The 11853-nt window shown below is 53.1% G+C and carries 9 protein-coding genes; 4 read left to right on the top strand and 5 right to left on the bottom strand.

All coding sequences use genetic code 11. The annotated features are described in order from the left end of the window. Positions 1-28 precede the first annotated feature (28 nt). Positions 29-598, top strand: a complete 570-nt coding sequence (locus O3660_RS08915) for an L-threonylcarbamoyladenylate synthase (RefSeq protein WP_049329371.1) — start codon at positions 29-31, stop codon at positions 596-598. Between the two features lie 385 nt (positions 599-983). Here the strand turns inward: O3660_RS08915 and O3660_RS08910 are convergent, their stop codons facing one another. Further along, positions 984-1424 carry a surface-adhesin E family protein gene (locus O3660_RS08910; protein WP_049351339.1) on the bottom strand — a complete coding sequence of 147 codons (441 nt, stop codon included), beginning with the start codon at positions 1422-1424 and terminating at the stop codon, positions 984-986. Between the two features lie 210 nt (positions 1425-1634). Between O3660_RS08910 and purB the strand changes: the two genes are divergently transcribed. Beyond that, positions 1635-3005 (top strand): adenylosuccinate lyase, encoded by a 1371-nt coding sequence (gene purB, locus O3660_RS08905; RefSeq protein WP_049329319.1) that lies wholly within the window; start codon positions 1635-1637, stop codon positions 3003-3005. A gap of 130 nt (positions 3006-3135) precedes the next feature. On the opposite strand, the gene msrAB is transcribed toward purB, so the two are convergent. After that, a complete protein-coding gene (msrAB, locus tag O3660_RS08900) occupies positions 3136-4704 on the bottom strand; it encodes a bifunctional peptide-methionine (S)-S-oxide reductase MsrA/peptide-methionine (R)-S-oxide reductase MsrB (protein WP_049351340.1) in 1569 nt (522 codons plus the stop codon). A gap of 145 nt (positions 4705-4849) precedes the next feature. Between msrAB and ftsY the strand changes: the two genes are divergently transcribed. Further along, positions 4850-6382, top strand: a complete 1533-nt coding sequence (gene ftsY, locus O3660_RS08895; RefSeq protein ID WP_049351341.1) for a signal recognition particle-docking protein FtsY — start codon at positions 4850-4852, stop codon at positions 6380-6382. A gap of 174 nt (positions 6383-6556) precedes the next feature. Here the strand turns inward: ftsY and O3660_RS08890 are convergent, their stop codons facing one another. The 3 genes from O3660_RS08890 to O3660_RS08880 all read right to left on the bottom strand — a co-directional run bounded on the left by O3660_RS08890 (position 6557) and on the right by O3660_RS08880 (position 10672). After that, entirely contained in the window at positions 6557-7780 is a 1224-nt protein-coding gene (locus tag O3660_RS08890; RefSeq protein WP_371464852.1) for an MFS transporter, read from the bottom strand. A 116-nt stretch (positions 7781-7896) separates the two neighbouring features. Further along, complete coding sequence (locus tag O3660_RS08885) at positions 7897-8295, bottom strand: hypothetical protein (RefSeq protein WP_049351343.1); 399 nt, start codon at positions 8293-8295, stop codon at positions 7897-7899. 331 nt (positions 8296-8626) lie between these two features. Beyond that, positions 8627-10672 carry a TonB-dependent receptor domain-containing protein gene (locus O3660_RS08880; RefSeq protein WP_049351344.1) on the bottom strand — a complete coding sequence of 682 codons (2046 nt, stop codon included), beginning with the start codon at positions 10670-10672 and terminating at the stop codon, positions 8627-8629. 402 nt (positions 10673-11074) lie between these two features. Between O3660_RS08880 and O3660_RS08875 the strand changes: the two genes are divergently transcribed. Next, positions 11075-11707 carry a TetR/AcrR family transcriptional regulator gene (locus tag O3660_RS08875; RefSeq protein ID WP_049329313.1) on the top strand — a complete coding sequence of 211 codons (633 nt, stop codon included), beginning with the start codon at positions 11075-11077 and terminating at the stop codon, positions 11705-11707. The last annotated feature ends 146 nt before the right edge of the window (positions 11708-11853 follow it).

Here is an 11853-nt window from a genome sequence, read left to right as displayed (position 1 = left end):
CTCAGTTTCAGACGGCTTTGGTATTATGATGATGTTCCCCAGAATTTTATCTGCTGCAGCCCAACGTAAGCTGCAGGCGCATCTTAAAAAAGGCGGTTTGGTCGCCTATCCTACCGAGTCTTGCTATGGCTTGGGCTGTGTCCCTACTTTGCCCAAAGCACTCAATCAACTGATCCATCTGAAAAAACGACCGCAACACAAAGGCATGATTGTCATAGGCCATAGCTTGGAACAGTTGCAACCTTTACTGCAAAGGCCGTCTGAAAATATCCAAACCATGCTGCATGAAGCGTGGCCGGCTCCAAAGACTTTTTTATTGCCGGTCGGCAAAAAAGTATTGCCCTCATTGCGTGGGAAAGCACGCAGTAAATTGGCTGTCAGGGTTCCTGCGCACGCAGGTGCAAGGCGTTTGTGTCAGGTTTTGGAAATGCCTTTAGTCTCTACCTCATGCAATCGTGCAGGCAAACGGGCGTGTAAAACAGAAAGGGAAGTTAGAAGACAGTTTGGCAGGAAAGTCTGGGTTGTAGGCGGATTGATAGGTAAGCAGAAAACGCCTAGCCAGATTATTGATGGGGAAACAGGGGCAAGGTTGCGTTAAAGAAGGGCTGTATCATCAAAGGAAAGGTGTTTATTTGGAGAAGAAAATTTTTTCCAAAAGATTGGAATACCTTTGTGAAAAGCATTTAGCGCGGATCCAGTTTGATGCATGGTAGTTTGTAAATACAGCTCGATTAAGCAGATAGTAAGTCAGTAAATAGAGTAGAAAGCAGTATTTTGTGAAATGCGCTTGCAAAGAATGAAGCAAATTTTGAGCGTGAATGAATCGCTGTAATAAATTATTTTTGAATAAACAAAATTTGTGGATAAATTTGAAGATAAATTTCCATCAAAACATAAAAAGGCCGTCTGAAACTTGATATTCAAAGCATTCAGACGGCCTTTTAAATATTTAAACTGTGGATAATTTTGTGAATAAGTGTGGATTAAAGCTTATGTCCGCACACAGTTTCGTATTGTTTTTCAGTAATTGTACCGCTCATGACGCTCATTGGGCGGATGCTGGTCGGCGTATAACTTTGGTTGGAAATTACCCGGCCGTGTTCATCCATCAATTGCAGCGTTGCCAGACGATAGGTTTTGTTTGAGCAATGAATTTCCCAGCTGCCGATAGCTGTTTTATAGGCCGGCGTATTGACGAAACGTTCCTCTTTCAGTTTGGAAACGGTTTTTTTATCGCGGAAAGTAACCAGTGCGCCATTTCTTTTAATGCTGCTTCTATCAATGGCCACTTTGATATTGCCTTCAGAGATGGTGCCGATATTGGTCCAGCTGCCGCCGCCGCTTGAAGTAGTTGTTGTTTCACAGGCACTCAACATCAAAGCCGTAAATACGGTTGCAGTTAGGGAAAAACGTTTGATATTCATAAAACCTCATTATTTACAGAAAGTCAGCCGATATTATCCGTGAAGATGGCATATATCGTAAATCGATTTTGCAAAGTTGAACCTCTGAAAAGAATTTTATGAAAAATACGCTGAAAAGGCCGTCTGAAACCTGTCTTTCAGACGGCCTTGGAGTGTAAAATCATGTATAATTGCAAACAATTTGGTTTTCATCCCATAGGAAGATCCGACATGATTAACCCTATCGCTGCACTTTCCCCGTTAGATGGCCGCTACGCCAAATCCGTTGAAGCATTGCGTCCGATTTTCTCCGAATACGGCCTGATGCGTGCGCGTGTCAAAGTTGAATTAAACTGGCTCAAAGCCCTTGCCGCCGAGCCTAAGATTGTAGAAGTTCCTGCTTTCAGCGATTTTACGCTTGCCGAAATCGACAAAGTGATCGAAAACTTCTCACTTGAAGATGCCGCCGCCGTCAAAGCCATTGAGGCGACCACCAATCACGACGTCAAAGCCATCGAATATTGGCTTAAAGAGCGCTTCTCCGGCGTGCCTGAAGTGGCTGCTGCCAGCGAGTTCATCCACTTTGCCTGCACCAGCGAAGACATCAACAACCTGTCCCACGCTTTAATGCTGCAAGAAGCGCGTGAGGCTGTTTTGCTGCCGAAACTGGCCGAAATCATCGAGAAGTTGACCGGCATGGCGCATGAGTTGGCTGCCGTCCCTATGATGAGCCGCACGCATGGTCAGCCTGCTACGCCAAGCACACTGGGTAAAGAAATCGCCAATGTCGTGTACCGCCTGCAACGTCAGTTTAAAAACCTGCAAGCGCAAGAGTTCCTCGGCAAAATCAATGGCGCAGTCGGCAACTACAACGCCCATATGGTCGCTTATCCCGATGTGGATTGGGAAACTCATTGCCGCAACTTCGTTGAAATCAGCCTCGGCCTGACCTTCAACCCCTACACCATTCAAATCGAGCCGCACGACTATATGGCGGAATTCTTCCAAGCCATCAGCCGTGTCAACACGATTCTGATCGACTTCAACCGCGATGTTTGGGGCTACATTTCTTTGGGTTACTTCAAACAAAAAGTCAAAGCAGGCGAAGTCGGCTCTTCCACCATGCCGCACAAAGTCAATCCGATCGACTTTGAAAACTCCGAAGGCAACCTCGGTATGGCCAATGCCGTATTGGGCTTTTTGTCCGAAAAACTGCCGATTTCCCGTTGGCAGCGCGACCTGACCGACAGCACCGTATTGCGCAATATGGGCGTAGGCGTGGGCTATACCGTATTGGGCTTTGCCGCCCATCTGCGCGGTCTGAACAAGCTTGAGCCGAATCCTGCCGCCCTTGCTGCCGATTTGGACGCTACTTGGGAGCTGCTGGCCGAGCCGATTCAAACCGTAATGCGTCGTTACGGCGTGGCCAATCCTTACGAAAAGCTGAAAGACCTGACACGCGGTAAAGACGGCATTACGCCTGAAGTGTTGAAACTCTTTATCGAATCGTTGGAAATTCCGGCAGAAGCCAAAGCCAAATTGCTTGAGCTGACCCCTGCGTTGTATGTGGGTAAAGCCGAAGAGTTGGCAAAACGAATTTAAAAGGTTTTTGCAGGGCGCACTTTCTTAGTTATTGAGATTTTTTGATAGATAAGAAACCAACCCTTTGCATCCGACAAATTAAAAAGGCCGTCTGAAATCTTTTTCAGACGGCCTTTTTTGATTCAATCCGTTATTTCACTTTGCCTTTCAACGCGCCGTAGCCTGCCGCGTCCATTTGTTCCAGCGGGATGAATTTCAGGCTCGCGCCGTTGATGCAATAGCGCAGGCCGCCTTTGTCTTTCGGGCCGTCGGGGAAAACGTGTCCCAAGTGTGAGTCGGCGGCATGGCTGCGCACTTCGGTGCGGCGCATGTTGTAGCTGAAATCGTCGTGTTCGGTAACAGCAGAGGCGTTAATCGGGTGAGTGAAGCTCGGCCAGCCGCAGCCGGAATCGAATTTGTCGGCGGAGCTGAACAGGGGTTCACCGCTGACGACGTCCACATAAATGCCGGGTTTGAACAGATGGTCGTATTCGTGGCTGAAGGCGTATTCGGTCGCGCTGTTTTGGGTAACTTGGTATTGTTCTTCGGTCAGGAGGCGTTTGAGTTCGGCAGTGCTGGGTTTTTTATACGTTGCCGCGTTAAAGCCTTTGCCTTGCGGGGTAGCTTTGGTTTTTCCCGGCAGCGGTTCGTCGGCTTTGCGGATGTCGATGTGGCAGTAGCCGTTGGGGTTTTTAATCAGGTAGTCCTGATGGTATTCCTCGGCGTCGTAGAAGTTTTTCAGCGGCTCGTTTTCAACGACGAGGGGCTGTTGGTATTTTTGCTGCTCGCGTTTGAGCGCGGCGGCGATGACGGCTTTTTCGGCGGGGTCGGTGTAGTACACGCCGCTGCGGTATTGCGTGCCGATGTCGTTACCCTGTTTGTTGAGGCTGGTCGGATCAACGACGCGGAAATAGTATTGCAGGATGTCGTCGAGGCTGAGTTTGTCAGCATCATAGGTGACTTTGACGGTTTCGGCATGGCCCGTATCGCGGTAGGAAACGTCTTCGTAGCTTGGGTTTTCCGTTTTACCGTTGGCGTAGCCTGATACTGCGTCAACCACGCCGTCTATACGTTGGAAATAGGCTTCCAAGCCCCAGAAGCAGCCGCCGGCGAGGTAGATGGTGCGCGTGTTCATGATTGCTGAATCCTTTTTCTGTGTGTCGGGTTTGTAGAACGAATTTTTCAGACGGCCTATATCGGCATTCGGGTCGCGGATTAACGCCAATGCCTGCGCTTCATTGATGCTGCCTTTGACGATGCGCTGTACGTCGCCGTCTTTGCCGATTAATGCCCACGAAGGGTAAACGCCGATATTCAGGCTTTGGGCGATGGTGCCGCCGTTGTCGGTAACGACGGGCAGCTTAGGATAGTTCAAACCGGCATACCATTTTTGGAAGTCGCCGTTTTTTTTCTCGTGCAGAAAACCGGGGGACGCGACGGTAATCAGGTTGGCGGAGCTGAAGCGCTTGTCCTGCGCCCATTTTTCGGTCTGCCCCAATTCGGACAAACACAAAGGACACCAACTTGCCCAAAATTTAATCAGGGTGGGTTTGTCTTTTTTCAGAAAAACACTGGCAGGGCGGTTGTCAGGGGTTTTCAACGAGGACAATGCCTGCGGTATGGTTGCGGCTTCGGTATCCATCATTTTGGATGAGCAGGCGCCAAGCGCAAGCAGGCAGCCGAACTTGGTGCAAAGTGAAAATAATGTGCGGGGATTCATTGCTATGTTTCCTGTATGGATGGTTTGTCTGATTAGACGTTGGAAATGCCAAAACCTGACAACCTTGATTTTCAGACGACCTTGCCACGTAAAATACGCTACAATACTCCCTATTTCAAGTTTCTAAAATTAAAAGGAAAATTTAATGTTCAGCTTCTTCCGTCGCAAGAAAAAACAGGAAACTCCGGCTCCTGAGGAGGCTCAAGTTCAGGAAACCGCAGCAAAAGTAGAATCTGAAGTTGCTCAAGTAGTTGAAAATATTAAAGAAGATTCCGAATCTTTAGCAGAAAACGTCAAAGGGCATGTTGAATCAGTTGTCGAATCGGCTGTTGAAACTGCCAGTGAAACCGTAGAACAGGTTCGGGAAGCTTTAACCGAAACGCCGTCTGAAACAGTTGAGAAAGTAGAAGAACACGTTGAAGCGGCAAAAGAAGCGGCCGTTGAAACCGTCAGCGAGGCTGTTGAACCGGTTCAAGAAACCGTTGTCGAGATGCCGTCTGAAGTAGCCGAGGCTACTGAGGAAGCAGCAGAACAGGCCGAAGCAGTAAAAGAAGCGGCCGTTGAAACCGTCAGTGAGGCTGTTGCACAGGTTCAAGAAACCGTTGCCGAGATGCCGTCTGAAATAGCCGAGGCTGCTGAGGAAGCAGCAGAACAGGCCGAAGCGGTCAAAGAAGAAGTTGTTGAAACAGTTAGCGAAGCTGTCGAGCAATTTCAAGAAGCCGTTGCGGAAACACCGGCTGAAGCCCCTGCTCCGGTAGAAGAACACAAGCTCAGTTGGGCTGCGCGTTTGAAACAAGGCTTGACCAAATCACGCGACAAAATGGCAAAATCGTTGGCCGGCGTGTTCGGTGGCGGACAAATCGACGAGGATTTGTACGAAGAGCTGGAAACCGTGCTGATTACCAGCGATATGGGCATGGAAGCCACCGAATACTTGATGAAAGACGTGCGCGACCGTGTCAGCCTCAAAGGCCTCAAAGACGGCAACGAATTGCGTGGCGCGCTGAAAGATGCGCTGTACGACTTGATTAAGCCTTTGGAAAAACCTCTGGTCTTGCCGGAAACCAAGGAGCCTTTCGTGATTATGCTTGCCGGTATCAACGGCGCAGGCAAAACCACATCTATCGGCAAATTGGCCAAATACTTCCAAGCGCAGGGCAAATCTGTGTTGCTGGCGGCAGGCGATACTTTCCGTGCCGCCGCGCGTGAGCAGCTTCAGGCTTGGGGCGAACGCAACAATGTGACCGTGATTTCGCAAACTACGGGCGATTCCGCAGCCGTTTGCTTCGATGCCGTTCAAGCCGCGAAAGCGCGCGGGATCGACATCGTGCTTGCCGATACAGCCGGCCGTCTGCCGACGCAGCTTCATTTGATGGAAGAAATCAAAAAAGTGAAGCGCGTGTTGCAAAAAGCCATGCCTGATGCGCCACATGAAATCATCGTCGTGCTTGATGCCAACATCGGGCAAAACGCCGTCAACCAAGTGAAAGCCTTTGACGAAGCGCTGGGTCTGACCGGCCTGATCGTGACCAAGCTAGACGGTACGGCCAAAGGCGGTATCCTTGCCGCACTTGCCTCCGACTGCCCAGTTCCTGTCCGCTACATCGGCGTAGGCGAAGGCATCGACGATTTGCGTCCGTTTAATGCCAAAGCGTTCGTAGATGCCCTATTGGATTAAACAGACAGGCTGAGGCTTGTAAACGCAGTTTGCGGGGGGTTTCTGAGCCGTATTTTGCAAAGATCTCGCCTTGCAAGAAGCGGGCGTGGAAATCATAGCGCAAGAGTAGCGGAAAATAACGGAAGGCCGTCTGAAAACCCTATTTCAGGTTTTCAGACGGCCTTTCTTTGAGTCTTACGGCTCGTCTGAATCAAACAGGCCTCGGCACGCATACAGCAGCCCTCCCGCCAATACGGCCAGGCCCACCGCCGCCCAGTACGCATCGGCATAGCCGACCGACTTTGCCAGCCGCAGGGCGGCGAAACCGGCCGCGTAACTGCCGAGCAGGATGACGGAAAATTGCAGGCTGCTGTCGAGTGCGGCGGTGGCGCGGTCGGATTTGTCCATCACTAACGCCAGTATTACCGGCAGCAGCAGCGTGTAGCTCAGACTCAGGGCGATGATTTGCGCGGGCGGCAGCCAAGGGTGAACGCGGGCGAGCACGTCGATGGCGGTCATGGATGCCAAAAGCGGCAGTTGCAGCGCGTAGAGCAGGAACACGAGTTTGCGGCGCGGATAATTGCGCGAAAACCAGCCCGATAGCGGCGTAACAATCAGGCAGGCAACGGGAATACCCACCGCCAGAATCCCGCCCGTCTGTTTCGGGGAGAAGCCCAAATCCGTCAGCTTGGGCACAAAAGTCGCCGCCGCAAACGCATACGGCGCGGCAACGGCAAACAGCAAAACCAGCCACCGCCAGCCCGTTTCAGGCTGCCGCCAAAAGGAGACCAGCCGCGCCGCCAACGCTGTCAAACCGCCTTGCGCCGTCGGGCTTTCCGGCTCGCGGTAGCACAAGAGTTGCAGCAACATCAGCAGGCTGAACGCCAGCATAAAGCCCGCCGCCGTCTGCCCGTATTCCTGATACAGCCACAATACCAGCGCGCCGCCTATCATCTTGCCGCCGCGCGCCGCCATCGTCTGAATCACGCCGCCGAAACCTCGTTCGCAGTGCGGCAGGACGATGCACGACAAACCCAACATCGCGCAGCCGTACACCGCCGACATTGCCGAGAGCAAAACGCAGCAGGTCAAAAGTAGCGGGAAGTTCTGCGTGATGTCGGTGCAGGCCATCAGCCCGAACACCGCCGAAAGCCCCAGCGTCGCCGCCAGCAGCCAGCCGCGAAACCGCCCGAACCGCCCCGCCGGCCGCCGCTCCATCAGCGCGGCAAACAACACCTTCGCCGCTTCGATACCGCCGATTAAATGTATCCAGCTCAGTTGGTTCAGGCTGTAACCGTGGTTTTTCAAAATAGCGACCAGCGCGACCAGATAAAAACCGGTCAGCGTGAATTTGTAGGTACTGCCGCCGATAAGCAGCAGCCAGTCGCGCGGGGCGGGGGATGCGGGGGTTTGCGACATGGGTTGGTTTTCCTTGGGGCGGAGCGTGTGAAGGTAAAGGCCGTCTGAAAATAAAAAATCAAGCGTGTGCAGCCGGTTTGCGGCCGAAAAACCGCTATCGGTGTTTGCAGTCTTTTTCAGACGGCCTTCAACGCTTCTTCCGCCCGCAGCAGGGCGGTTTGCTCGTCGGCTTCGACGATGTAGTTCACGCCCAGCGCGGGGGCGAGTTTGGACGATTGTTCGCGGAAGAACGCCAGTTGCGCCGCGTCGGGTTCGATGAGGAGCATGGCGGCGCAGCGTTCGGCGAGTTGCGGGCGGTGTGCCTTTATCCATTCGATGTAGGTTTTGCGGTCGGCAATGCGCTGTTCGTCGCTTACCTGCCGCCGCATGGGGGTGCAGACGGTGGCGAAGCGGGTGTTTTGGCTTAACAGGGTTTCGAATTCGGCCAGCCAGTCGGCGAAGTCGGCGACGTAGGTCAGGTCGGTCAGGTAGACGGTGCCTTCGGGCAGGGTTTTGGCGGGGGTGAAGTAGTGCATGGGGTTCCTTTGGGTGTTTTGGGGAAGCAGGGTAGGTCAATAGTTGGGTATTTATGCTTGGCTTTTTATTAGACTTCTTGTGCCGTCATTCCCGCGCAGGCGGGAATCCAGAATGGAGACTCAAGGGCACTTCTTTATCCGATAAGTTTCTGTGCGGATAGGTCTGGATTCCCGCCTGCGCGGGGGTAGCGAAGCGGACTTGCGTAAGCTAATGACGATAATCGGTTGTTACGGCCGTTTCAGACGACCTTCGTTATTCCAGTCACCGTAGGTAGAGCATTGATGCCCGACCTACGATTGTTTCAGACGGCCTCCATCATTTCAGCTTCGCCTAAAACTTCCATTCCGCGCTCACGCCTACGCTTCTGGGGCGTTGGTAGAGCGCGTCTTGGCGGTCGGCGCTGGAAATGAATATGGGGCGGCGGCGGTTGAACACGTTGTCGGCGTAGAGCGAGACGCGGCCTTGTTTGAAGTTGTAGGCGGTGTAGAGGTTGACTTGGTTGTACGCGCCGATTTTGCCTGATTCGGCATTGTCGGCGGCGGAATAGTAGCCGCCGTAGAAGCGCACGTCGCCGCCGGCTTCCCAGCCTTTGTCGTTCAGGTATTTCACGCCGATGTTGGCGGTGTATTTGGGCGCGCGGCCGAGTTTGTTGCCTTCGATGCCGCTGTTGGGATAGCTTTTGATTTTGGTGTTGAGCAGTCCCAGTCCGGTGGTGAGTTTCAGGCTGTCGGTGGCCTGCCAGTCGGCGGCAAGTTCTGCGCCGTAGGTATGGACTTTTTTGGCGTTGCGGATGACGACGGAGTTGGTGCCGAGATAGAAGGGGAGCTGCATGTCGCGGTAGTGGTTCAGGAACAGGTTGCCGGAGAGTTGCAGGCGGCGGTCTGCGCTGCGCCAGCGGGTGTACCACTCGTAGTTGTTCACATATTCGGGCTCATAAGTGTAGGTTACGACGGGGCGACCGAAGGTGATGCCCGCGCCGCCGGGGTTGTAGCCGCGCGCGGCTTTGATGCCGCTGACCCATTGGTCGGTGGGTTTGAAGGCGATGTCGATTTTGGGCAGGAACACGGTCTGGCCTTTGTCTAAATCGAGGTGCAGTGCGCCGCTGCCGCCGCTTCGTTTGTGCGTTTCTTTTTCAATGCGGGCGGCGGCTGTGATGTCCCATTTTTCGCCGGGGCTGTATGTGGTTTCGGCAAACAGGGCGCGCACGCTGTTGCGGTCGTCAAAGGTGTTGCGGCCGCCGACGCTGCGGATGTCCACCCATTCGTCTTGTTTGCTGCGGAAGTAGTGCAGTCCGGCAAGACCTTTCAGACGGCCTTTGTTTGAAAAATGCAATACCGGCTCCCATTGCAGTTCACGGCCTTTGAGTTCGGCAGGCACGCCTTGCGGGCTGACGGTCATCGGCAGGTGCAGCCGCTCGTTGTGGTAGCGGCCGTAAACCAGTTTGTTTTCCAGTTTCAGATAGTCGTTAAGCTGCCACGATACGTCCCAGATGCCCGATGTCGAGCCGGTTACGAACACGGGCTTTTCTTTTAAAAAACGGCGGCTGGTGGTGTTGCCCATGATTTCGTTTTGCGGCGCGCGCGAACGGATGTGGTTCAGCGTCAGGCGGCTGTAAAAATCGGGATGGTTTTCGGGCGTGAGCAGGAGTTTGAAGCGTACGTTGGTGTTTTCCACACGGCGCGGGTTGCCGGTCGGCTCATAGGACACGAACGGCTCGTAACTTTCGCGTTGCTGCCGCTCCGCGCTCAGGCGGAAGGCAAGGTTGTTTTTCACAATCGGGCCGGACACTACGCCGGCGATGTTGCGCGTTTTCTGGTTGCCCAAACCCAAGCGTAGCGCGCCTTCCCATTCGTTGGTCGGATCTTTGGAACGCATCACCACCGCGCCCGCCACCGCGTTCTGCCCGCGCACATGGCTTTGCGGCCCGCGCAAGATTTCCACCTGCTGCATGTCCCACAGCGACTGCGTGCCAAAGGCGTATTCGTTGTAAGTGGCGGAGCGGCCGTCTATGGACAGGTTCAGGCGCGGCCGAGTGCCCGCGAAAAACGCCACCGCGCCGACGGCGGGGCCGGAACCATCCACGCCGCGCACGGTCGGCAAATCGTTGCCGCTGCCCAAGTCCACCGTGTTCACGGTCTGTTTGAGCAGGTCGGTTGCGGAAAGATTGTGGCCGCTGCGGTCGATGTTCGGCGTGGTGAAAACGCGGTTGGACGTGGCGGTTTCAAAGCCGCTGCGGTTGGTGCGTTCGCCGGTTACGACGACTTCTTCCAACTGCACTTGTTCCGCATCTTGCGCCGTATCAGTGGCATAAATCCATTCGGAGGCGAAAGCGGCGGCAAGCAGCAGCGGCAGGCGGCGGAGGGTGGGTTTCTGCATTTCCTTATCCTTTCAGACGGCATACACCGGGGCGGATTGAACATCAGGCAATCCAACCGATCCGGCAGTATGCAAATATTTGTTGTTTACACATTTACATAAAACAAACTATTAATGTAAAGTATAAAAAACAAAAAACAGGAATGCAAGTGTTTATCATTTACTTTACTTGTTCCTTTTTATAGTGAACCATCTAAAAAACAATTCCCTCTCCCATTTGGTGGGAGAAGGTTGGTGAGGGCGATTCTGCGGCCTTTATGAATTTGGCCTGCTAAGCATCCGACAGCCCCCTGTCCGCAGGGCGGAGCGGCGGGATAAGGAAAGAGGTAGTCTGAAACGCCGCCGTATTGCCATTGCCGTCGTGGGGAAATATGATGAGTATCCGACTTGCGGATAACTTTAATGAAAACCCTTTATGAACAAAATCAAAACCTTCCTACCGTCATGACCGCCAGCAAACAACAAACCATCGCCGACACCGCCCGCCGCCTGTTCCGCGAACACGGCTTTTCCGCCGTATCCGTAGGCGGAATCTGCGCCGAGGCCGCCGTCAGCCGCGTTACCTTTTACAAATATTACAGCGGCAAAAACGCGCTCTTGCAGGAAATCGTTACCGAACAGAAAAACCGCGTCCGTGCCGAATTTGAGGCGCTGCTTGCACGGCAATGCAACCTGCGCGAAGCCGCCGAAGCCGTGTTTGTCCTACAAAAACAATCGTTTGAAGAACTCTATTCCGCCGCCTTCCTGCGCGACATCGAAGAAAACACCGATTTGGAGCTGGAGCGGTTTTTCCATGAGTTGAACGAAGAAAAATACGCCTTTATGCGCGGTTTCTTCCATACCCTGCAACAACGCCGCCTGATTCAGCCCGATTTGCCGGTGGAACTCATCGACCTGTTCATCCGACAGGCAGATATATTGATGCGCCACCCGCAATTGGCCGCGCTTTATGCCGCTGCGCCGCAAAAGCTGCCGCAGGATATATTGGGATTGATGCTGCACGGTTTGGCGGGGGAAGAAGGAAGGAACGAGTGAGGAGATTGATTTTTTGGGGAAGATGAAAGGGATTTGCTGAATTTCTCATAAAACGTCGTCTGAAAACGAATTGTCGATTTTCAGACGACGTTTTAATCCTGTCTGAACTGCTGGAACTGATTAACCGCCAACTGACCGAAAAAAAC

Source organism: Neisseria sp. 27098_8_139 (assembly GCF_041433195.1).
Lineage (GTDB): Bacteria > Pseudomonadota > Gammaproteobacteria > Burkholderiales > Neisseriaceae > Neisseria > Neisseria subflava.
Note: the sequence above shows the minus strand (reverse complement) of the source record. Positions and strands in the feature narration are given on the sequence as shown.